The organism is Collinsella sp. wc0529 (assembly GCF_046116875.1).
In the GTDB taxonomy this organism is placed as follows: Bacteria; Actinomycetota; Coriobacteriia; order Coriobacteriales; family Coriobacteriaceae; genus Collinsella.
The window spans coordinates 1,120,228-1,141,580 of the sequence record NZ_JBJXBO010000001.1 but is presented as its reverse complement, the minus strand read 5'-3'; the positions used below and the strand labels follow the sequence as shown (position 1 = coordinate 1,141,580).

Below are 21,353 nucleotides of genomic sequence, written 5' to 3'. Positions count from 1 at the left end.
GGCGCCGCCCGCGGCATGCGCCGCGGAGCGGTATCCCCTACCGAAGGGCGGGGATGCCCTCCGCTTCCAGTTCGGAATCAGCCGTCGGAGGCGTTCGGCTGACTGCGGGAACGGCCTGTCCGCTCAATGTGTTCGGCTGAGATCGGAAATCAACCCAACACGAGCCGGACACGCGCCAGACGGCTCTTCCCCGTACGGCCTTCCCCCTTACGCTCATGTTGCAGGCATGTAACGCCGCAGCGAGCGCGCCTTTTTTGCGCCAGACAGGTACAATGATGAACACTGTACCGTAGCGGAGCGCCGCGCGCGCCGCAACCACGCGAAAGGGTTTCCCATGGCCGAGATCTCGTCCTCCCGTATCGTCATCACCGTCCTTGGCAAGAACCGCCCCGGTATCGTCGCCGGCGTCACCCGTGTTCTAGGCGAGGCCAACGTCGACATCCGCGACATCACGCAGTCCATTATCGAGGACATCTTCACCATGACCATGCTGGCCGACACCGCCGAGTCCAAGCTCGACTTCGCCGAGCTGCAGAAGGCGCTGGCCGAGGCCGGCGAGCTTTCGGGCGTCAACGTGTCCATCCAGCGCGAGGACGTCTTCAACTTTATGTACCGCCTGTAGCGAACGAGCCGCTCGGGGCAGCTTGACGTCATATCGTCCAAGCGCGCGGCCCCAAAGCGGACCGGAGAGGAGCGCGCATGGCCTACGACGCCAAGAAAATCTACTACCGCTTCGACGATCACCTGAGCCGCCTGGTTCTGGATTACGAGGCGAGCCGTCAGATTTCGCCCGAAAGCGAAAACCTCTACCACGGCCTGCCGACCGCCCCGTACGACGAGGACCTGTTCGTAGAGCACAACGTCAAGCGCGGTCTGCGCAATGCCGATGGCTCGGGCGTGGTCGCGGGCCTTACCCGCATCTCGGACGTGCACGGCTACAACAAGGTCGACGGCAAAGTCGTGCCCGATCAGGGCAAGCTCACGCTTCGTGGCTACAGCATCGAGGATCTGGTCAACAACGCCCAGGCCGAGAACCGCTACGGCTACGAAGAAGTCGCCTATCTGCTCATCACGGGCTCGCTGCCCACCAAAGAGGAACTCGACGGTTTTTGCGGACGCCTGCGTGCTTTTAGGCACCTGAGCGACGAATACGTCCGCGAGTTCCCCATGACCACGGTGTCGTCGAGCATCATGAATGTGCTTCAGCGCGCCGTGCTGCTGCTCTACGCCTTCGACGCCGAGCCCGACGCCATTACACCCGAGCACGAAATCGACGTCGCCATCTCCATGCTCGCCCGTCTCCCCCGCATCGCCGCCTTCGCGCATATGGCCTCGGTCGCCAAGCGCCGCGGCTCCGAGGTTCATGTACCGCACCCCACACCCGGCCTCTCCACCGCCGAGACCATCCTGCAGGTGTTGCGCGGCGGCATGGCATTCACCCGCGACGAAGCCATGCTGCTCGACGTGATGCTCATGCTGCATGCCGAGCACGGCGGCGGCAACAACTCCACGTTCGCCTGCCGCGTGCTGTCCTCATCGGCCACCGACCCGTATTCCGCCTACGCCGCGGCTATCGGCTCGCTCAAGGGCCCGCGCCACGGCGGCGCCAATGCCAAGGTCGTGTCTATGCACGAGGACATCCGCGCGCATGTCTCCAACTGGGAGGACGAGGACGAGGTCGCGGCCTACCTGGGCAAGATCCTCGACAGGCAGGCTTTCGACGGCACGGGCCTCATCTACGGTATGGGCCACGCCGTCTATACGCTCAGTGACCCGCGCGCCGAGGTGTGCCGCCGTTACGCGCGCACGCTTGCCGCCAAGAAGGACTTGGGCGAGGAGTTCGCGCTCATCGAGCGCATCGAGCGCCTGGCACCGCAGGTGATGCGCGACCACGGCATGACCAAGCCCATCTGCGCCAACATCGACCTGTACACGGGCTTTATCTACAAGATGCTCGGCGTGCCCGAGACGCTCTTTACGCCGCTATTCGCCGTCGCCCGCATGGCCGGCTGGTCGGCGCACCGCATGGAAGAGCTCTTCTGCGCGCACCGTATCATCCGCCCCGCCTATCGTCCGGTGATCGAGCCGCTGGAGTACAAGCCGCTCGCCGACCGCTAGGACGCGGACCGTTATAGAACTCGAGCGTGGTCAGGGACCCAAGCCCTCGGCCACGCTTTTTATGCCAGTAGAAAGGGTCGCAACGAATGATTGTGTTTTCCGATATGGATGGGACGTTGCTGACGAGCGATAAGCAGATGAGCGATGCCACCTGGGCAATGCTCGACGAGCTCGCACGTCGTGGCATCGAGTTTGTTCCCTGCACGGGACGTCCACTGTCGGGCGTCTTTGAGCCCATTCTCGCCCATCCCGCCGTGCACTACGCGGTCTGTGCCAACGGCGCCAGCGTCTGGCAGCTCGACGAGGATACGCCCACCGACGCCTCGCGCGCCACGTGCATCTTGAGCCGTCCGCTCGACCGTGGCATTGCCCACCGCATCCATCGCATTGCCGCCGGCCACGATGTGACCTTCGATATCTTCGCGGATGGGCAGTGCTTCCTCCCCCGCTCGCTATACGGGCGTCTGGATGAGTTCTGTGGCGGCGACCCCCACATCGCGGCTTCGCTCAAGCGCACACGAACACCGATCGACATGGATATCGACAGCAAGATCGACGAGGTCGAGACGCTCGAACGCATCGCCATGTACTGGCACGACCCGGCCGATCGCGACGCCATCGCAGCAGAGCTCGACACGCTCGGAGGCATTGAGGTCACGCGTTCGTACGCCATGAATATCGAGGTCATGGGCGAGGGCGCCACCAAGGGGACGGCCCTCACGTGGCTATGCGAGCACTTGGGCGAGCGTCTCGCCGACGCCTGGGCGTTCGGCGACAACATCAACGACATCCCCATGCTGCAGGCAGCGGGCCACGGCATGGCCATGATCAACGCCGAGTCCGAAGACCGCGAGGCCGCCGACGCCATCACCGAATACGACAACGACCACGACGGCGTCGCCCGCACCATCATGGCCGCCCTCGCTTAGTCGTTGGGTAGTCATTGGGGACATTCTTAAACGACTAGTCGTTGGGGACAGTCTTCGCGAAAAAGCTGCAAGGACTGTCCCCCACTGTCGGCAGAGACGATATGAGCAGGACATAAAAACATTGAGAGCCCCTGCTGCATGAAAGACCGCGGATTAGGCCGACAATGGTGAGTGTCTAATTCAGCCGCGGCGGCCACGCCGCATTCATGGAAGGGGCTCCCATGCTCGATACTACCACCTTCGTCGGCCTCGACGTCCACGCCCGCTCGATAAAGGCAGTCTCCCTCGACGTCATGACCGGGGAGGTGCGCTGCGCGACCTTCGGCTACGACGCCGGGGCAGTCGCGGAGTGGGTGCGGTCCGTGGACCCAAAGGCCAGGTGCGTGTACGAATCCGGGGTCACGGGGTTCGACCTGCAGAAGAGGCTCTCCGGCCTCGGGGTCGACTGCGTGGTCGGCGCCGTCTCGAAGATGATCAAGCCCAGCGCGGACAGGCGCAGGAAGAACGACCGCAACGACGCCGAGTTCCTCGCCCGCATGCTGTCGGTCGGCAACGTCGTCGAGGTGTGGGTCCCCGACGACGAGTGCGAGGCCGCCCGCGACCTGACCAGGGCGCTCGAGGACGCGAGGGACGACCTCTCGCGCGCGAAGCAGCGGCTCTCCAAGTTCCTGCTCAGGCACGGGCTCGCCTTCGACGAGAGGACGCCCACCGGCCGCAGGAAGGGCAACTGGACCCGGGCGCACTGGTCCTGGATCGAGTCGATTAGGTTCGCGGAGGGGGCCGACAACGACGTGCTCGCCTACTACGTCGACGCGGTCAGGCGGGCGGCGGAGGAGAAGGCGCGGCTCGAGGGGCTCGTCGAGGCCGAGGCCCGCAAGCCCAGGTGGAGGAGGAGGGTCGACTCCCTGCGCTGCCTCAAGGGCGTCGACACCGCGTCCGCCGCCGACCTCGTGTTCGAGGCCGGCGAGTTCTCGAGGTTCAGGAACGCCCGGTCGTTCGCCGCATGGGTCGGCCTGACGCCCTCCGAGCACTCCAGCGGGGAGAGCGACCGCAGGGGCGCGATCACCAAGGCAGGCAACAAGCACCTGAGGAAGGCGCTGGTCGAGGCCGCGTGGCACTACCTGACGTGCTCGGGGCGGCCGAAGGGCCTCGCCAAGGGCCAGGCCCCGGACCGGGTCGCCCGCAGGCATGCCGCCAAGGGCGTGCGGAGGCTGGTCGAGAGGCGGGAGGCGCTGCTCGCGCGCGGGGTCCACAACAACAAGGCGAACGTGGCCACGGCGCGCGAGCTCGCCTGCTGGGTGTGGGCGGTCGGCCTCATGGCCGAGGAGGCGTAGGGGGCCGGTCCCCCGCACATAAGCCGATCACCCCGGAAGCGGTTCGATCCGAAGCCGTTGAGGCGAACCTCAGGTCCCTTTTCTGCGAGCGCCCAGGGCGCCACACGCGTGCACAGACTGTCGGTTCGACGTAGAAGCCTCAGCCGTAGCAACGGATTGCCCAGCGAGAGATCGCCGCGGGCGGATATTAAACTGCAAAGACGAGCGTCGGTAAGACACGCCGAGGTCGCCGCGGACGGGTTGATATAGGGAGAGGGCCTGACCTCATATCGTTGGGGCCAGGCCCGATTTTGCCTCTTGACAATGTCCTGCTCATATTAAAAGGAACGTCCCCATCTGCCGGATTAGGAGAGACTCTCCAGCACGCGACGGAGCTCATGCTGAACGGCGTGGTCGCGGTTGCAGCCTACGACGCGATCGGCCACCGCCTTGAGCGCGGGGCGCGCATTTTCCATCGCGCAGCCCGTGCCGACAAAGCGAATGATCTCGTAGTCGTTCATCGAGTCGCCAAACGCCATGACCTCGTCGCGTTCGACGCCATAGTGCTCCATGAGCTGCTCGATTCCCGAGGCCTTCGACACACCAGGCTGCATGGCATCGATCCATGCGTTTCCAGAAGGCGCAAAGGTAAAAAGCTGGCCAAGCTCGCGCTGCAGTACGTAGGCACTGTCCATAACGGCACAGTCATCGCAAAAGATACTCGCCTTGATGATATTTACGCTGGGATCGGGCAGCTCCCAAATGCGCTCGGCATTGGGAAGGTCCTTATCGACCTCACGCACGAACTTGCACTCGTCATCGAGCAAGAAGGACTTGGTTCGGTCAAAGAGCGCAAGATGCAGATTGGGAAATGTCCTGACGGCCTGGGCGAGCCTTCGAATCGCCAGGTGGGAATACACCTCACGGTCTACCATCTTACCGTCGGCGTAGACCTGGGCGCCGTTAGCGGCGACAAAGTCCATCTTGTCGCGAACGGGCGCAAAGAACTCGCACAGGCGATCGTAGCGACGACCTGACGATGCGGCGAAATGCACGCCATGCTCGTGTAGCGCCAGAATCAGTTCGTAGGTCTCGGGAGGCACCTGGCCGTTTTCGTCAAGCAGCGTGCCGTCCATATCGGATGCAATCAGTTTAAACATAGGAAAGCTCCCTTCGGGCTTGTTGGAATCGGACGTATATCCAAAATCACCGTACCCAAAGGGAACTCAAATAAGACTCCGTGGGCGCAAACGTTACAAGGACCTAGCAAATAGCTCACACATGCCAGAGGTCCTACGGTCGCGGCGTCAGGCAGCCCGCCAAAGAGTGTCCCCGACGACTAGTCGTTTAAGAACGTCCCCGATGACTAGTCGGCATAGGTGAAGGTTGTAACGTCGAACATGCCCTCGGGGCGGATGCGGAGCGTCGGGATGACCGGCAGGGGCAGGAAGATGATGCCCATGATGGGGTCGAGCGGCGGCTCAATACCCATGGCGCGCGCCTTGACCATAAAGTCGTCGTGCTGCGCAGCAACGTCCTCGGCCGTGCCTTCGCTCATAAGGCCACCGAGCGCCAGCGGAATACGCGCCACGACCTCGCCGTTGCGCACCAGCACGTGGCCGCCCTGGCCCACGGCCTCGACGGCAGCCATCATATCCGCCGCGCTGTCGCCCACCACGCACACGTTGTGCGAGTCGTGGCCGATCGTCGAGGCGATAGCGCCGCCCGTGATGGTAAAACCGCGCACCCAGCCGCGGCCGATATGCTTGCCGACGAGTCCCATGCCGGCGGGACCGTCGCCATCGGCGCCCTTGGCCTGCAGTGACACGCCGCGGCCGTGGCGCTCGATCAGCATAATGCGGCGCAGGCCCCCGGCGTTCTCGGGGCGAGCCATACCCGTGATGGCCTTGCCCGGCACCACGTCGATCACGGCCTCGCCCGGCTTAAAGGCATAGTCGAACACGTCGAGCGATAGCTTCGGCAGCTTAACGGAAGCACGCAGCTCATCGGCAAGGGCCGCAACCTCGGCCATCTCGGGTGCGATCTCGCCCACAAAGGTGCCGTCCTGCGCCACCAGAGCACCGGCGGCATATACGCGATGCGGAGCTGCGGCAAACGTCAGGTCGTTGAGTACCAGCAGGTCGGCACGCTTGCCCGGGGCGATGGCGCCACGCAGCTCGTGCGGGTCGCGACAGCCGTGGTCCAGGCCAAACGCCTCGGCCGTGGAAAGGGACGCCATAGAGATGGCGACCACGGGGTCAATACCGGCCTCGATAGCCACTCGGCAGGCGTTGTCGATCATACCGGTCGAAAGCGCATCGGAGGGAGCGCGGTCGTCGGTCGCAAAACAGCAGCGACGGGCGCGGGCGGGATTCTCCAGCAGCATCGGCGACAGGTTGGCCAGGTCGTGGCTGCACGTGCCCTCACGCAGCATCACATACATGCCGCGGGATAGCTTGTCGAGCGCCTCCTCGGGAATCGTCGACTCGTGGTCGGCGATAATGCCCGCTGCGGCATAGGCGTTGAGGTCCTTACCGGCAACGAGCGGCGCATGGCCGTCGACCTGCTTGGACGGCGTCTGGTTGGCAGCATCGATGCGAGCACAGGTCTCGGGGTCGGCCATAAAGACGCCCGGCAGGTTCATCATTTCGCCCAGTCCAAAGACATCGCCTGGATGCTCGGCAAAAAACGCCTGCATATCGGCAGCCGAAATAACGGCACCGGCCTGCTCGTCGGGCAGCGCGGGCACGCACGAAGGCATCATGTACTTGATGGAGATGGGTGCGCGGCGGCCATCCTCGATCATAAAGCGCAAGCCGTCGAGACCGGCAACATTGGCAATCTCGTGGCTGTCGGCAATGGCGGTGGTAGTACCGCGCGTCGCGGCCATGCGAGCATACTCGGCGGGACGGATGTTCGAAGACTCGATATGCAGATGCCCGTCAATAAAACCGGGAGCGAGATAGCGACCCTGGCAGTCGATGACCTCAGTTGCCTCGTAGGTGCCAGCGGCATCGTCGCGACCATCGTAGAGCACGCCGACGATCACACCGTCCTTGACGGCAACGCTACCGGGCGCCACACGCTGGCCATACACGTCGACGATCTGCGCATTGGTAAACAGCGTGTCGACGGGCACGCGGCCCCCGGCGGCCTCGATCACAGTCCTCATGACCTCAACGGACATACATACTCCTTTAACTGTAGAAATAACTGCGGAGCGGACGAGCCTTCACCGCAGCAAGCCAACAGCCATTGTATGCCCAAACGATGGGTCAACAATACGCCTCTCCGCTTAACGGCACACGCCGCTTGGCGCAATGGGGACAGGTTGCTTTGCACCAATGACAAGGAGTGTCCCAAAGTGCCGGCACAAAAGGATCGTCCCCAAGTGCCAACAACGGAAGCGCCGATGTTTTGGCAACGACAGCGAGCGGGCCGCATTTGAGACAAGGTGACGTGAAGCGAAAGGGCGCTGACCTTCTGGTCGCGCCCTTGAAGTTGAACGTCAGATTGTCCAAATGCGGCCCGCGCAGCGTCGGCCGGTCCGCCGTTCGTTAGAACGGCGGAACTAAATCAACTTGAAGCCCTTGCGCTTGCCTACGGAGAGGGTGTCGCCCAGCTTGAGGGCGCTCGGATCGATGTTGTAGCTCTTGGGAGCCACGGCCTTGCCGTTGATCTTGACGCCGCCGCCGTCGATATCGCGACGAGCCTGGCCGGCGCTCGCCGAAAGGCCCAAGTCCTTGAGCAGGCCGGCGAGGTAGATCTGGCCCTCGTCGTTGACGGTCAGCTCGACATGCTTCTCGGGGAAGTCGGCAAGCTGGCCCTCCTTGAACACGCGGTCGAACTCGGCCTGAGCCTCGTCTCCGGCGCCGGCGCCGTGGTAGGTGTCGCACAGGTCGCGGCCCAGAGCGCGCTTGAGCTCATAGGGATCGGCAGAGCCGTCGGCCAGAGCAGCGTCGATCTTGTCGACCTCGGCCGGGGTGAGCGAGCTCGCCAGGCGATAGTACTTTCCAATCATCTCGTCGGGGATGGACATGGTCTTGCCGAACATATCCTTGGGGGCGTCGGTCAGGCCGATGTAGTTGCCGTAGGACTTGGACATCTTGCGCACGCCATCGGTGCCCTCGAGCAGCGGCATGGTGAGCGCGATCTGGGGCTCCATGCCCATCTTCTCCATGAGCTCACGGCCGGCGAGCAGGTTGAAGAGCTGATCGGTGCCGCCCATCTCCACGTCGGCCTTGATCTGCACGGAGTCGAAGGCCTGCATCACGGGATACAGGAACTCATGCAGGGCGATCGGCGTCTGAGACTGGTAGCGCTTGGTAAAGTCATCGCGCTCAAGGATGCGGGCGACGGTGAACTTGGAGCATACCTGCAGCAGACCGGCCAGGTCCATCGAAAGGATCCAGTCACCGTTGTGCACGATGGTGGTCTTCTCGGGATCCAGGATCTTCATAGCCTGGCTCACGTAGGTCTCGGCATTGGCCTCGATCTGCTCCTGCGAAAGCTGCGGACGCGTGGAGTTCTTGCCCGAGGGGTCGCCGATCAGCGCGGTGCCGTTGCCGATGATGAGGGTAACGTTGTGGCCAAGGTCCTGGAACTGGCGCATCTTGCGCAGCGGCACGGCATGGCCCAGGTGCAGGTCGGGGCTGGTGGGGTCGACGCCGAGCTTGATGTTGAGGGGCTCGCCCTTCTCAAGCTTCTTGCGAAGGTCGGCCTCGGGAACGATTTGGGCAGCGCCCGAGGTGATGATACGCATTTGCTCGTCAACAGACAGCATTGGGTATCCTCCTTTTGCTATAGCACCCTCACCGGATACGGCGGTGCTGGAAGTCCATAAACTCTCATATGATAACAAACTGACGCGACGCGGCACCTACGACAGGAAAATCCTCGTCCTGCCGCATGCGTCAATGGCAACTGGCAGACGTGTACCGTCACGCTCGACCAGATAGCGTGCCTGCCGACGACGCAAGCAGTCGCGGCAACGAACCTGTCCCGTCGCATCGGTGGCGCAGACGCCCTCGGCGGTCAGCAGGCAGTGCTCGCACACCATAAGCTCGGGACGGTCGGCGTCGACCGGACCCAAGACGCCGGGTTCAGCAGCCAGTTCGGCAATACGCTCCGCATCATTGCCGAGCAACTCCGCCGGCAAGTACACCCGCCCCGCACCGAGTCCGCGCAGCCAGGTAAGCGTGGCCCGATTCGCGCAGAACACCGGCGCCGCCACGTCAAACGTCACGCCCAGCTCGCGAGCGATCACCACCTGTCCCAGGTTGCGGCAGACGACGCGCCCGGCACGCTGCATCAGTGAGCGGGTCCGGTCAGCGTCACCCGTGCGGCACGCCTCGTCAAGCACCACAACGGCGTCGGACAAATCGAGTTCTCCGCGCGGGTCGGCATCCATCAGCTGCCAAGCAAAAACCATGCGAGCGGGAACCGCGCACTCCATCAACTCCGTCGACGCACCGCCATCCACCGCAACGTCCTCAAAGGGCAGCACCTCAACGGCACGCGCAACGGGCGCAATCGCATCTGCCTCGGCCCGCATGCGCTCCAACACCGCCGCCGTCTGATCCAACACGCCGGCGCTGCGAATCAGGTACACCTCGCAGCCCGCGTCCACCTTACGCTTGCAATGCACGACGACGCGCTTCCCCGCTGCGGCATCCACCGGGCAGGGCACCTGCGGCCAGCGCTTGGGCACATCGGGACGCGCGTCGACACCCGGACAGAACCGAATCTCGAGCGTGTCACCCGCCGCCACGGCGGCGTCGAGCTCAACGGTCACCTCTTCGTGGCCCACAGCGACCAAGCGTCCCACGCGCACGCCCTGGTTAATCGCACGCTCAAAGCTCATCAACTCGGCACCCGAACGCCCTCGCAGGTACGCATCGGTAAACCCACGGTTAAACGACCTTCCCAGCTCGCGTTCAAGCTCTTCCACGGCACCGGGGTCCCACGCGTCGTCGCGCAGCATATCGAGCGCCCGGCGCCACACCCGCACCACATTGAATACGTAATCGGGGTTCTTCATGCGCCCCTCGATCTTGAGCGACGCCACGCCGGCATCTACAAGCTCGGGCAGATGCGCAATACCCAGATAGTCGCGCGGGCACAACAGGCGATCCCCTTCGACGGCGACAACGCTCTGCCCCGCCTCGTCCACCAGGTCGTACGCCAGACGGCACGGCTGCGTGCAGTCGCCGCGCATCGCCGAGCGCCCACGCCGCAGGGCCGAGAACTCGCACGCCCCCGAATAGCCGATGCAAATCGCACCGTGGCAGAATACCTCGATGGGCACGCCCGTGGCACATAGCGCCGCAATCTCGTCGACCGTCAGCTCGCGCGCCGTCGTCACACGCTCGACCCCCAGCTCATCGGCGGCAAGCCGCACGGCGCCTTCGCTATGAACGCCCACCTGCGTAGACAGGTGAATCTCGACCCCTGGAATCGCCGCGCTCAGCGCGCAGGCCAACCCGGCATCGGCGACAATCAGAGCATCGGCGCCCAGCTCCAGTGCATGAGCTCCCAGCGCCACCGCGTCGGATAACTCATCGTCAAACACGAACACGTTGAGCGTCACGTACACACGCACGCCACGGGCATGCGCCACGGCGCTGCCGCGCGCAAACTCGTCATCCGTAAAGCCATGGGCGCTCACACGGGCGTTAAAGCCGCCCAACCCCGCATAGATGGCATCGGCGCCCGCGGCGATGGCCGCAAGCATCTGGTCGAGCCCGCCCGCCGGCGCCAGCAGCTCGGGCAGCGCCGCACCGGCAGCATCCAATCCAGTCTTGTGTTGTCCGCTCGGCCCCATCGTCCGAATCGCCATCGACAAACTCCTTACCAAGGTATGCATTCACTCTGAAAAATGCCGCCTTCCAGCATACACGAGGCCTCGCGCACCCCGTTTGGTTTATCGTGTAATAACTTATGTCCATCCTGCCCCGACGGCACATCCGCCGTCGGGCACGACATACCTGGAGGTCAATATATGGGTCCTCGCCAACGACAGGGACGCAGCCGTTCAAAGACGCATGCCCTGCCCATAATCCTGCTCTCGTTTTTGGGCTTTTTGCTTATCGCGGGCGTGGCATTTGGCATCGGCATGGTCGGCAACGTCAACCGCTGGCTGTCCGATCTGCCCGACTACACCGACGCCAACGCGTATCTGGTGAGCGAGACCACCGAGATCGTCGACTGCAACGGCAACAAGATCGCGAGCTTCTACACGCAAAACCGTAAGTCCATCACCAAGGACGAGGTCTCCCCCTACGTGCTGCAGGGCACCGTTGACGTCGAGGACGAGCGCTTCTACGAGCACGGTGGTATCGACCTGTGGGGTATCGCGCGTGCTGCGGTGGCAACCCTCGGCGGCGGGCACGAAGGCGCCTCGACTATCACCCAGCAGCTGGTGCGCAACACCATCCTGCAAGAGGAGCAGTTCGACTCGACCATCGAGCGTAAGGTGCGCGAGGCCTACATCGCCGTAAAGATGGAGGATATGTACTCCAAAGACGAGATCCTCATGATGTACCTCAACACCATCTATTACGGCCACGGCGCCTACGGCATCGAGGCCGCAGCCGAGACCTATCTGTCCAAGAGCGCCGCCGACCTCACCCTGAGCGAGGCCGCGCTGCTCATCGGCCTTCCCAACTCGCCCTCGCAGTACGACCCCACGGTCAACCCCGACCTGGCGCTGTCCCGTCGCAACAAGGTCCTCGACAACATGTTGCGTCTGGGCCACATTACGCAGGAGGAGCACGATGCCGCACAGGCCGAGCCCATCACCCTCAACGTGACCGAAATCTCGGGCAGCGGCGTCGACGTATACTCGCAGTCCTACTTTGTCGCCTATGTTAAGCAGCTGCTGGAGCAGGAGTTCTCGACCGACGTGCTCTTTAAGGGCGGCCTGACCGTCAAGACCACCATCGACCCCACGATGCAGCAGGTGGCAGAGAATGCCGTCCGCGAGCAGCTCGACACACTCTCACTCGACGGCCTGGACATGGGCATGGTCGTCGTCGACCCCAAAACCGGCTACATCAAGTGCATGGTGGGCGGCTACGACTACAACGCCGACGAGAACCACGTAAACCATGCCACGGCCAAGCGTCCCGTCGGCTCCACCTTTAAGGCCTTTACGCTGGCAACTGCCATCCAAAACGGCATGAACCCCAACGTCACCCTCAACTGCAACTCGCCGCTCAAGGCCAAGGGCACCACGACCGAGGTCCAAAACTACGCCAACCATAGCTATGGCAACATCACGCTTAAGCAGGCGACGGCATACTCCTCCAACACCGGCTACATCCAGGTGGCGGAAGCCGTCGGCAACAGCAAGATCATCTCGCTCGTCAAAAAGCTCGGCATCGATCCCGCCAAGGACAACATCGAGGACGTTCCCGTCATGACCCTCGGCACCGGCTCGATCTCGCCGCTCGAGATGGCCGCCGCCTACGCGACGTTTGCCAACGGCGGCTACTATCGCCAGCCGATCGCCATCACCGAGATTGACTCTCGTACCGGTTCGGTGCTGTACCAGCACACCGACAATCCCTCACAGGTGCTTACCGAGGGCGAGGCCGCCGCGGTCACCGATGTTCTGTCCGGCGTCATGCAGGGCGGCGGTACGGGTGCTGCCGGTGCCCTGAGCGTCAACCAGCCCTATGCCGGCAAGACGGGCACCACCGACAACACCACCAACCTGTGGTTCTGCGGCTATACCCCGCAGCTGGCGTGCGCCCTGTGGACCGGCTATTCCGCGGGCGAGATCCCCATCCAAAAATACGGCACGGACCTGCTGGGCGACAGCACCAACCTGCCTGTCTTTAAGCGGTTTATGAACACCGTTCTGACCGGTACCGAGCGCGAGGAGTTTGCGACCGGAACGGCGCCCACCTACAAGAACAACAGCGTCTGGAAGTTCTACGGCACCAACAACTCCAAGAAGACGGAGAACGACGACAAGGACGAGAACGAGGACGAAGAGGAAACCACCACAACGACTACCACGACGACCACGACCACCGAGACCACGGGTGGCGACACCACCGGCGGCACCGGTACGACCGGTGGCTCGACGGGCGGCTCAACTGGTGGTTCGACCGGCGGCGATGGCGGCACGCCTACGCCTACGCCTACGCCTACGCCCACTCCCGACCCCTCGCCCACGCCTGACGATACGGTCGGCTAGAAATCATCCGGCCATAAGCAACAAGGCCCCCGAGCAGCTTATTAAACTGCTCGGGGGCCTTTTAGTTTAAAGCGACCTGGTGGGCGGTCTTTATACCGGCAAACAAAAAAAGGGGGTACCGACCAACGTCGATACCCCTTACAAGCCACTATGTCACGCACACAGTGCCGAGCGCACGACCCGCACGCCTACTTGCGAGAATTGCTCAGCTTATTGATCAGCGCCTCAAGACGCTCGCCGTCCTCGGCCGTCTGGGCAATAACCAAAATCGTATCGTTGCCGGCAAGCGAGCCAAGCACATCGGGCAGCTCTGCCGCATCAACGGCGGCGGCGATGCCGGAAGCCGTGCCAGGCTGAGCCTTGATCATAACCAGATTATCGGTGCGCAGAACGCCCGTTACGAGCTCGGAAACCATACGCTGCAGGTGCAGGTCCTCTGCCAGAACATAGATGCCCTCAGGGAGCTTACGCAGCCCCATATCGGCAATATCGCGAGAGACAGTCGCCTGCGTGCAATCAAAGCCCATAGCGCGGAGCTCATCGACCAGCACGCGCTGCGTGCGGACGTCCTTATTGCGCACAATATCTCTAATGGCATCCTGGCGCCCATTGCGTTTTTTAGCCATACAAACCCTCTCTCCAAAAGATGGCGGAGACAATCAATCAGTGATTGAATAGTTTAACGCTATTTGAAGGCTTTTGTGTATAAGAACGCATTTCGAAACAATTCTATGCAAATTTGTTTCGAGATGAGCCGTTTAGGCGGTTTTTGCGCCCGTCCGGTTAAGAAAAGCTGCCAGATGCGTACACATCACGCAGCGCGCGGGCTTGGCGCTGGCGATCGGCCCAAACAACAGACCGAGCCCCCGATGGTTATCCTTGAGCGCGGCGACCATCTGACGGGTTCGAGGCGCCTCGAGCATATCACGCATACGGGCGGAACGCTCGATTGACGACACCCATGCGGGCTCAGACACAAATTCTCGATGCAGGCGACCAGTCCGGCAAAGTAGAACTTTTGGGTTGCCAGCTTGAGCCGACCACCGCTATCTGCTTCCGAGAGTGAGTCCGTAAGCTCGTCGAGCGCCCGGGTGTCATCGGATACCTTGGCATACATGGTGGTATCAAAGGCATCTGTAAGCTTAGGTGCCGCCGCGTGGAAACAAGCGTCGCCGCATCCGGAGACGCGCTGCGCCCGCGAGAGCGAGCACGCCATAAACCCAACTGTGCGAAACGCCTTGTCGTACAAAAGGCATGCCTCAAACAGCGGACGGCTATACATCACGCCAGAGGTCTGAACGACTAGGCCGCCTAAAATCAACTGGGACAGCCCGGTCACCATCGAAGATTTGCTATCAATGGAAATATGAGCAGCATCCAAGACGCGCGAATGGCGCTCTCGATGTGCATCATAGCGGTCGAGCGACACCGTGGGGAGCACTATGTCTGCCGTAGTATCGCACGCGATATCGACCATCTTGGAAAGAGACTGCGGAGCAAACCACTCATCGGCGTTCATGGCGATGATTTGAGAGCCGCGCGAGGCAGCAAAACCGGCACGAAGACAAGCGCCGCGCTTCGCGTCCTCGACGTCAATCAAATCAATATGGATGTCCCTGTCGGCAGCAACTTGAAGCGAATGGCGCACACCGGGCGCAGCATCGCGGCAGACAACGACAATCTGCAAATCGTAGAGGTCTTGGTTCTGGATACTCTCGAGCGCACGCATCGCATAGCTGGGCGAACCTTCTACCACAAGGATCACCGAAAGTCGCGGATGCGAGCCACGTCGAACCAAGTTATCCGTCCTCTCGACAGCAGTGAATCAAACTGTCGTTCATGGTACACCCCGGCAATAAAAGCAATGAGACACCGGTTGTATTGCACGCCAAGAACAGATGTTGCACACGCGCAGCCCACAGATGACAGGTGCCGACGCACGACGCGCCGAGCCCTCCCCTAGTCGAGCACGACAAGCTCGGCGGGATCGTAATCCACGCCCATAAACGTAAGGCCGCAGGCAGGAGCCGTGGGGCCCGCAGCGGTACGGTCGCAAGCATCGATGACCTCGCGCATCCACTCGGGTTCACGGCGATGCATGCCAATCTCGACAAGCGTGCCCACGATCGTGCGGACCATCGAATGCAGAAACGCATTGCCCTCGATGGTAAACGTCAGGATGTCCTCGCCAAAGGCCACCTCATGGCCAAACTCGGCACGCATCACGCAGCGGTGCGTGGGCTTGCCCACGGCAGACGCCACCTTGCAAAAGCTCTTGAAGTCCTGCTCGCCCAGCAGCGCGGGACAGGCCGCAGACATCGCCTCAACATCCAATGGGTAGCGATGCCACCACACCGCACCGCGCGAAAGCACAGGGCGCGCGTCGCGATCGGCAATACGGTACGTATACGTACGGGAACGCGCATCAAAGCGTGCAGAAAAGCCTTTACGGGCCCTGTAGACCTCGTTTATGGCGATATCTTTGGGCAGGAGGGCATCCATAGCCCTCAGCCACCTACGGCGCGTCAAAGCCAACTCAGCGTCCGTTACGGGCACGCTGATAAACTGTGCCACCGCATGCACGCCGGCATCGGTACGTCCCGCACACGTCAGGTCGATCGGGCGGCGCAGGAGCGTCTCGATAGCGCGGCGCAACTCGCCCGCAACCGTCGTCTGACCGGGCTGCTCGGCAAAGCCGCTGTAGGACGAGCCATCGTAGGCCACGCGGAAAACGAGCGTGGCATCGAGCTCGGGAATCGAATTGAAATCAGACGGCGCGGTCATGGGCGCTCCCAACAAACAGGCAATGGCATTTCGACAAAAAAAGAGGGGTACGCGAACGTACCCCTCGAATATAGCCTATGCAGACGGATTGTCTACTCAGCGGTCTCCTCAGCAGGAGCCTCCTCGGCAGCCTCGACCTTCTTGGGAGCAGCGGCCTTCTTGGGGGCCGGAGCAGCCTTCTTGGCCTTAGGCGTGCAAGGCTCGGTGACGAGCTCCATGATAACGATGGGAGCATTGTCGCCCTTACGGTTACCGAGCTTCATGATGCGGGTATAACCGCCGTTGCGGTCCTGCCACATGCCCTGAGCAGCCTTGTCGAAGATCTCGGCAACAAGCTGCTTATCGCCGAGCTTGGCGATAGCCAGACGACGAGAGTGCAGGTCGCCCTTCTTGGCCCAAGTGATGATCGGGTCGACGACCGAACGCAGCGCCTTAGCGCGGGTCTCGGTGGTCTTGATGCGGTCGTTCTCGAAGAGGGCCTTAGCAAGGCTCTTCTTCATGGCCTTGGTGTGGCTCGCATCGGTGCCGAGCTTCAGGCCCTTCTTAACGTTGTGACGCATGGTCTAGTTTCTCCTCAAATATGCGAAGCATTAAGCCTTCAGGCTCAGGCCCATGGACTCAAGCTTGTCCTTCACTTCCTCGATCGACTTAACACCGAAGTTACGGATGTTGAGCAGATCGTTCTCCGAGAACTCAACGAGCTGACGGACCGAGTGAATGCTGGCGCGCTTAAGGCAGTTGTAGGAACGGACGGAAAGGTCCAGATCCTCGATCTGCTTGTCCAGCTCGGCGTTGTCGTTGGTGACCTCGGGAGCGAAGATCGAAGCCTCCTCCTCGACCTCGGGGGTCTCGGCAAGGTTCATAAAGGCGGCCATATGCTGGTTGATGATATTGGCAGCCTGGACCACGGCGTCGCGCGGGGCGATGGAGCCGTTGGTCTCGATCTCGAGGACAAGGCGGTCGTAGTCGGTGTGCTGACCGACACGGCAAGCCTCAACGAGCTTGGCGCAACGGGAAACCGGCGAGTACAGCGAGTCGACGTGGATCACACCGATGGGATCGTTGTCGCGCTTGTTGGCCTCGCCAGAAACATAGCCGCGGCCATAGCCGATGCGCATGCTCATGGTGAGATGGCCACCCTCGGTGAGCGTAGCGATGTGCTGCTCGGGGTTGACCAGCTCAAACTCGGACGGAATAAAGAAGTCCGCACCGGTGACCTCGCAGGGGCCGTCAACCGAAATGGTGGCGGTCGCCTCGTCGGTCGTGCCGAGAGCCCTGAAGACAAGACCCTTGACATTCAGGACGATGTCGGTGACATCCTCGACCATGTTAGGGATGGTCATGAACTCGTGCTGCGCACCATCGATCTGAATAGCCTCGACGGCGGCACCCTCGAGCGAGGACAGAAGAACGCGACGAAGGGAGTTACCCAGCGTATCGCCGTAACCACGCTCGAGCGGCTCGACGGAGACACGAGCAGACGTCTCGTTGATCTCTTCGACCTGAACCTGAGGCCTAATGAATTCTGACATGTATTACCTCCAGCCTCAGCAGCCCGGATGGACTACTTAGAGTAGAGCTCGACGATGAGCTGCTCGTTGATATCACCGCTGATCTGCTCACGCGTCGGCAGAGCGAGCACGTTACCAGACAGCTTCTCGATATCGACCTCGAGCCAGCCAGGGACCTCAAAGCGCTCGGAGGAAATCAGGGCCTCCTTGATGGGGAGGAGGTCACGGAACTTCTCGCCGACAGCGACGACGTCGCCGGCCTTGACGCGGTAGGACGGGATGTCCACGCGCTTGCCGTTCACGGTGAAGTGACCGTGACGGACGGACTGACGAGCCTCTTTGCGGGTGCGGGCGAAGCCAAGACGGAAGACGACGTTGTCGAGGCGAGACTCAAGAATGATCATGAGGTTCTCACCGGTGACGCCGTTCATCTTACGGGCCTTGTTGAAGTAGCCGTGGAACTGCTTCTCCAGAACGCCATAGATGAACTTGACCTTCTGCTTCTCGCGCAGCTGCATGCCGTACTCAGATTCCTTGCGACGGCGCTTGGGCTGACGGATAGATTCCTTCTTGCTGCTGTAACCGAGCTCAGCGGGATCGATCCCGAGCTGACGGCAGCGCTTAAGAACAGGAGTCCTGTCGATTGCCATATTGATACGATCCTTTCAGTTACACGCGGCGACGCTTCTTGGGGCGGCAGCCGTTGTGCGGAATGGGGGTCTTGTCCTGGATGCTCGAGACCTCGAGGCCAGCAGCCTGGAGGGAGCGGATGGCGGTCTCACGACCGGAGCCGGGGCCCTTGACGAAGACGGAAACCTTCTTCATACCGTGCTCCATGGCCTGCTTGGCAGCAGCCTCGGCAGCCATCTGGGCAGCGAACGGCGTGGACTTACGGGAGCCCTTGAAGCCCACCTGGCCAGCCGACTTCCAGGAAATGACGTTGCCCTGGGGATCGGTGATCGAAACGATCGTGTTGTTGAACGTAGAACGAATGTGAGCCTGGCCCACGGAAATGTTCTTACGGTCCGCGCGCTTCAGACGGGCAGCGCGAACGTTCTTCTTAGCAGTAGCCATCTATCTAGCGCTCCTTATTTCTTCTTCTTAGCACCGATCTGACGCTTCGGGCCCTTGCGGGTACGAGCGTTAGTGTGGGTGCGCTGGCCGCGGACCGGGAGGCCCTTGCGGTGACGAAGGCCGCGGTTGCAGCCGATGTCCATAAGGCGCTTGACGTTCTGGTTGCGCTCACGGCGGAGGTCGCCCTCAACCATGATCTGGTTCTTATCGATATAATCGCGGATGGCGTTAACCTCATCCTCGGTGAGGTCCTTAACGCGCGTATCCACGTTAACGTTGCACTCGACGCAAATCTTCGTCGCAGTGGTGCGGCCGATGCCGTAAATGTAGGTCAGACCGATCTCAACGCGCTTCTCACGCGGGAGGTCGACACCATTAATACGGGCCAACGTAGTCTCCTCTCTTAACCCTGACGCTGCTTATGACGGGGGTTCTCGCAAATGACGAGGACCTTGCCATGGCGCCTAATGATTTTGCACTTATCGCACATCTTCTTGACCGAAGGACGTACCTTCATCGTTCTTCCTTTCGGTAGCGCTCAAACTACTTCCCTACTATCTACTCGCCCAGCCGCAGGCGTTTAAAACTATGGCTGGTCTTCACACACAATCCGACCGTAGGTTGAGCTAAGCCTGCAGTCGGAAATGGAGTGCGTGTATGCGTGCCGCTATTTGTAGCGATAGGTGATGCGGCCGCGGGTCAGGTCGTACGGGGAAAGCTCCACGACAACCCTGTCACCGGGGAGAATACGGATGTAATTCATTCGGATCTTGCCAGAAATGTTGCACAGAACCGAATGACCGTTCTCGAGCTCGACCTTAAACATGGCGTTGGGCAACGGTTCCTTTACCGTACCCTCGAGCTCAATTGCGTCTTCCTTCTTCACAAGCAATCATCTTTCTCTAGAAAACGACAGCGATTGAGTATTCTACAACACGTATGCACGCATCGTAATAACTTCGTAATGGCTCCACAACTAAATGGAACTTGTTACATTTCTCCGCCTTGGAGGGAGCACCAAGCACCTTGGGCATCCGTGGTGAGAATCACCGGACCGTCATTGGTAATGGCGACGGTGTTCTCGTAGTGCGCAGCGGGCAGGTGATCGTTGGTCGTAACAATCCAACCGTCGGAGCCCGTGCTCACATGGTTGGAACCCATCGTAACCATCGGCTCGATGGCAATGACCATGCCGGCCTGGAGGCGAACGCCCCTCCCCTTCTTTCCATAGTTAGGAACGTTGGGGTCCTCGTGCATCACACGGCCGATACCATGCCCCACATAATCGCGAAGCACGCCGTAACCGTGAGACTCGGCGAGGGACTGAACGGCATAGCCGACGTCCCCGATATGGTTACCGGGAACAGCCTGCTCGATGGCAGCCTTTAGGCAATCTCGCGTAACCTCGCACAGGGCCTTGGCCTCGGGCGTGGGGGTGCCGACGAAAAACGTCCAGGCGTTATCGCCAACCCAACCGTCGACAACGGCTCCCGTATCGATGGAGATGATATCGCCATCGCGCAGGATCATGTCGGGGTTGGGAATACCGTGGACCACGGCATCGTTGATCGATGCGCAAATGGTCCCCGGGAACCCGCCGTAACCCTTAAAGGCCGGGGTGCCGCCATGCATGCGGATAATCTGCTCCGCGAGCTGATCGAGCTCAAAGGTGGAAACGCCGGGGCGCACCATGGCTCCAACGTGGCGGAGCGCCATCTTAGATAGCGCTCCTGCCTTCTTCATCTGCTCGATTTGCGTTGCAGACTTAATCTTGATCATAGACCGAGAGCCTCTTTGACATCCCCGTACACGGTCTCGCGAGCCTGGTCACCGTTGACCGACTTGAGCAGACCCTGGCCACGATAGTAGTCGACGAGCGGGCTCGTGGACTTCTCGTAGACGTCGAGACGGTTCTTGATGGTCTCGGGCTTGTCGTCGTCGCGCTGATACATCTCGCCGCCACACTTGGGGCAGGTAGCATCGGCAGCGGTGCCGGTGTAACCGCATGCGCGGCAGGTGCGACGCGAAGACAGACGATCGATAATGACCTCGGGAGCCACATCGACCAGAAGGGCGCAATCGATCTCGCGACCCATGGCGGAGAGCTCAGAATCGAGCGTCACAGCCTGGGCGGTGTTGCGCGGGAAGCCGTCGAGGATGAAGCCCTGCTGGGCGTCATCGGCGGCAAGGCGCTCCTTGACAAGGTCGATCACGAGCTGGTCGGGAACGAGCTCGCCAGCGTCCATGTACTTCTTAGCCTGAATACCAAGCTCGGTGCCACCCTTGACGGCAGCACGCAGCAGGTCGCCCGTGGAAATGTGGGCGACGCCAAACTCGGCGACGAGCTCCTGTGCGACGGTGCCCTTACCGGCACCCGGAGCTCCGAGCAATACGAGGTTCATGAGCAATCCTCCTCTAG

Annotated in this window: 21 protein-coding genes; 5 read left to right on the top strand and 16 right to left on the bottom strand. The window is 61.6% G+C overall.

Features of this window, described 5'->3' with window-relative positions; all coding sequences use genetic code 11:
• The first annotated feature begins 334 nt into the window (after positions 1-334).
• From ACKUTP_RS04880 to ACKUTP_RS04865, 4 genes are all read left to right on the top strand, one after another.
• Positions 335-622, top strand: coding sequence for an ACT domain-containing protein (locus ACKUTP_RS04880; RefSeq protein ID WP_006235289.1), 288 nt, complete (start codon positions 335-337; stop codon positions 620-622).
• Between the two features lie 77 nt (positions 623-699).
• A complete protein-coding gene (locus ACKUTP_RS04875) occupies positions 700-2,118 on the top strand; it encodes a citrate synthase (protein ID WP_409063668.1) in 1,419 nt (472 codons plus the stop codon).
• A gap of 86 nt (positions 2,119-2,204) precedes the next feature.
• Positions 2,205-3,047: a Cof-type HAD-IIB family hydrolase gene (locus ACKUTP_RS04870; RefSeq protein ID WP_409063667.1), complete on the top strand. Its 843-nt coding sequence runs from the start codon at positions 2,205-2,207 to the stop codon at positions 3,045-3,047.
• Between the two features lie 221 nt (positions 3,048-3,268).
• Positions 3,269-4,381: an IS110 family transposase gene (locus ACKUTP_RS04865; RefSeq protein WP_409063434.1), complete on the top strand. Its 1,113-nt coding sequence runs from the start codon at positions 3,269-3,271 to the stop codon at positions 4,379-4,381.
• 344 nt (positions 4,382-4,725) lie between these two features.
• Here ACKUTP_RS04865 and ACKUTP_RS04860 read toward each other — a convergent pair whose 3' ends face one another.
• The 4 genes from ACKUTP_RS04860 to ACKUTP_RS04845 all read right to left on the bottom strand — a co-directional run bounded on the left by ACKUTP_RS04860 (position 4,726) and on the right by ACKUTP_RS04845 (position 11,198).
• The gene (locus tag ACKUTP_RS04860) at positions 4,726-5,520 is read right to left on the bottom strand and encodes a Cof-type HAD-IIB family hydrolase (protein WP_195444904.1); all 795 of its coding nucleotides are present in this window, start codon (positions 5,518-5,520) and stop codon (positions 4,726-4,728) included.
• Positions 5,521-5,726: 206 nt separating this feature from the next.
• Positions 5,727-7,547 carry an adenine deaminase gene (locus tag ACKUTP_RS04855; protein WP_409063666.1) on the bottom strand — a complete coding sequence of 607 codons (1,821 nt, stop codon included), beginning with the start codon at positions 7,545-7,547 and terminating at the stop codon, positions 5,727-5,729.
• 384 nt (positions 7,548-7,931) lie between these two features.
• Positions 7,932-9,143, bottom strand: coding sequence for a tyrosine--tRNA ligase (tyrS, locus tag ACKUTP_RS04850; protein ID WP_006235283.1), 1,212 nt, complete (start codon positions 9,141-9,143; stop codon positions 7,932-7,934).
• Positions 9,144-9,239: 96 nt separating this feature from the next.
• Complete coding sequence (locus tag ACKUTP_RS04845; protein WP_409063665.1) at positions 9,240-11,198, bottom strand: peptidase U32 family protein; 1,959 nt, start codon at positions 11,196-11,198, stop codon at positions 9,240-9,242.
• 162 nt (positions 11,199-11,360) lie between these two features.
• On the opposite strand from ACKUTP_RS04845, the gene ACKUTP_RS04840 reads away from it, so the two are divergent.
• Positions 11,361-13,565 (top strand): transglycosylase domain-containing protein, encoded by a 2,205-nt coding sequence (locus tag ACKUTP_RS04840; RefSeq protein WP_409063664.1) that lies wholly within the window; start codon positions 11,361-11,363, stop codon positions 13,563-13,565.
• Between the two features lie 188 nt (positions 13,566-13,753).
• Here ACKUTP_RS04840 and ACKUTP_RS04835 read toward each other — a convergent pair whose 3' ends face one another.
• The 12 genes from ACKUTP_RS04835 to ACKUTP_RS04780 all read right to left on the bottom strand — a co-directional run bounded on the left by ACKUTP_RS04835 (position 13,754) and on the right by ACKUTP_RS04780 (position 21,336).
• Positions 13,754-14,191: an arginine repressor gene (locus tag ACKUTP_RS04835; RefSeq protein WP_006235280.1), complete on the bottom strand. Its 438-nt coding sequence runs from the start codon at positions 14,189-14,191 to the stop codon at positions 13,754-13,756.
• Between the two features lie 185 nt (positions 14,192-14,376).
• The gene (locus tag ACKUTP_RS04830; protein ID WP_409063663.1) at positions 14,377-15,321 is read right to left on the bottom strand and encodes a glycosyltransferase family 2 protein; all 945 of its coding nucleotides are present in this window, start codon (positions 15,319-15,321) and stop codon (positions 14,377-14,379) included.
• A gap of 203 nt (positions 15,322-15,524) precedes the next feature.
• Positions 15,525-16,349, bottom strand: a complete 825-nt coding sequence (gene truA, locus ACKUTP_RS04825; RefSeq protein ID WP_409063662.1) for a tRNA pseudouridine(38-40) synthase TruA — start codon at positions 16,347-16,349, stop codon at positions 15,525-15,527.
• A gap of 92 nt (positions 16,350-16,441) precedes the next feature.
• Positions 16,442-16,909: a 50S ribosomal protein L17 gene (gene rplQ, locus ACKUTP_RS04820; protein ID WP_055287451.1), complete on the bottom strand. Its 468-nt coding sequence runs from the start codon at positions 16,907-16,909 to the stop codon at positions 16,442-16,444.
• Between the two features lie 30 nt (positions 16,910-16,939).
• Positions 16,940-17,881 carry a DNA-directed RNA polymerase subunit alpha gene (locus tag ACKUTP_RS04815; RefSeq protein WP_006235276.1) on the bottom strand — a complete coding sequence of 314 codons (942 nt, stop codon included), beginning with the start codon at positions 17,879-17,881 and terminating at the stop codon, positions 16,940-16,942.
• Positions 17,882-17,913: 32 nt separating this feature from the next.
• Positions 17,914-18,510 carry a 30S ribosomal protein S4 gene (rpsD, locus tag ACKUTP_RS04810; protein WP_006235275.1) on the bottom strand — a complete coding sequence of 199 codons (597 nt, stop codon included), beginning with the start codon at positions 18,508-18,510 and terminating at the stop codon, positions 17,914-17,916.
• 19 nt (positions 18,511-18,529) lie between these two features.
• Positions 18,530-18,934, bottom strand: a complete 405-nt coding sequence (gene rpsK / locus ACKUTP_RS04805; RefSeq protein WP_006235274.1) for a 30S ribosomal protein S11 — start codon at positions 18,932-18,934, stop codon at positions 18,530-18,532.
• A 14-nt stretch (positions 18,935-18,948) separates the two neighbouring features.
• The gene (rpsM, locus tag ACKUTP_RS04800) at positions 18,949-19,323 is read right to left on the bottom strand and encodes a 30S ribosomal protein S13 (RefSeq protein ID WP_022094275.1); all 375 of its coding nucleotides are present in this window, start codon (positions 19,321-19,323) and stop codon (positions 18,949-18,951) included.
• A 14-nt stretch (positions 19,324-19,337) separates the two neighbouring features.
• Positions 19,338-19,451 carry a 50S ribosomal protein L36 gene (gene rpmJ / locus ACKUTP_RS04795; protein WP_006363204.1) on the bottom strand — a complete coding sequence of 38 codons (114 nt, stop codon included), beginning with the start codon at positions 19,449-19,451 and terminating at the stop codon, positions 19,338-19,340.
• Positions 19,452-19,601: 150 nt separating this feature from the next.
• Entirely contained in the window at positions 19,602-19,820 is a 219-nt protein-coding gene (gene infA / locus ACKUTP_RS04790) for a translation initiation factor IF-1 (protein WP_035137443.1), read from the bottom strand.
• Positions 19,821-19,924: 104 nt separating this feature from the next.
• Positions 19,925-20,713: a type I methionyl aminopeptidase gene (map, locus tag ACKUTP_RS04785; protein ID WP_006235270.1), complete on the bottom strand. Its 789-nt coding sequence runs from the start codon at positions 20,711-20,713 to the stop codon at positions 19,925-19,927.
• A complete protein-coding gene (locus ACKUTP_RS04780) occupies positions 20,710-21,336 on the bottom strand; it encodes an adenylate kinase (protein WP_006235269.1) in 627 nt (208 codons plus the stop codon). Before ACKUTP_RS04780 ends, map begins: the two co-directional genes overlap by 4 nt.
• Positions 21,337-21,353: the final 17 nt, after the last annotated feature.

Bases quoted from the DNA above. Each gene is read 5' to 3' on its own strand.
- ACKUTP_RS04880 (WP_006235289.1), top strand. From the start codon at position 335: ATGGCCGAGATCTCGTCCTCCCGTATCGTCATCACCGTCCTTGGCAAG.
- ACKUTP_RS04875 (WP_409063668.1), top strand. From the start codon at position 700: ATGGCCTACGACGCCAAGAAAATCTACTACCGCTTCGACGATCACCTG.
- ACKUTP_RS04870 (WP_409063667.1), top strand. From the start codon at position 2,205: ATGATTGTGTTTTCCGATATGGATGGGACGTTGCTGACGAGCGATAAG.
- ACKUTP_RS04865 (WP_409063434.1), top strand. From the start codon at position 3,269: ATGCTCGATACTACCACCTTCGTCGGCCTCGACGTCCACGCCCGCTCG.
- ACKUTP_RS04860 (WP_195444904.1), bottom strand. From the start codon at position 5,520: ATGTTTAAACTGATTGCATCCGATATGGACGGCACGCTGCTTGACGAA.
- ACKUTP_RS04855 (WP_409063666.1), bottom strand. From the start codon at position 7,547: ATGTCCGTTGAGGTCATGAGGACTGTGATCGAGGCCGCCGGGGGCCGC.
- tyrS (WP_006235283.1), bottom strand. From the start codon at position 9,143: ATGCTGTCTGTTGACGAGCAAATGCGTATCATCACCTCGGGCGCTGCC.
- ACKUTP_RS04845 (WP_409063665.1), bottom strand. From the start codon at position 11,198: ATGGCGATTCGGACGATGGGGCCGAGCGGACAACACAAGACTGGATTG.
- ACKUTP_RS04840 (WP_409063664.1), top strand. From the start codon at position 11,361: ATGGGTCCTCGCCAACGACAGGGACGCAGCCGTTCAAAGACGCATGCC.
- ACKUTP_RS04835 (WP_006235280.1), bottom strand. From the start codon at position 14,191: ATGGCTAAAAAACGCAATGGGCGCCAGGATGCCATTAGAGATATTGTG.
- truA (WP_409063662.1), bottom strand. From the start codon at position 16,349: ATGACCGCGCCGTCTGATTTCAATTCGATTCCCGAGCTCGATGCCACG.
- rplQ (WP_055287451.1), bottom strand. From the start codon at position 16,909: ATGCGTCACAACGTTAAGAAGGGCCTGAAGCTCGGCACCGATGCGAGC.
- ACKUTP_RS04815 (WP_006235276.1), bottom strand. From the start codon at position 17,881: ATGTCAGAATTCATTAGGCCTCAGGTTCAGGTCGAAGAGATCAACGAG.
- rpsD (WP_006235275.1), bottom strand. From the start codon at position 18,510: ATGGCAATCGACAGGACTCCTGTTCTTAAGCGCTGCCGTCAGCTCGGG.
- rpsK (WP_006235274.1), bottom strand. From the start codon at position 18,934: ATGGCTACTGCTAAGAAGAACGTTCGCGCTGCCCGTCTGAAGCGCGCG.
- rpmJ (WP_006363204.1), bottom strand. From the start codon at position 19,451: ATGAAGGTACGTCCTTCGGTCAAGAAGATGTGCGATAAGTGCAAAATC.
- map (WP_006235270.1), bottom strand. From the start codon at position 20,713: ATGATCAAGATTAAGTCTGCAACGCAAATCGAGCAGATGAAGAAGGCA.
- ACKUTP_RS04780 (WP_006235269.1), bottom strand. From the start codon at position 21,336: ATGAACCTCGTATTGCTCGGAGCTCCGGGTGCCGGTAAGGGCACCGTC.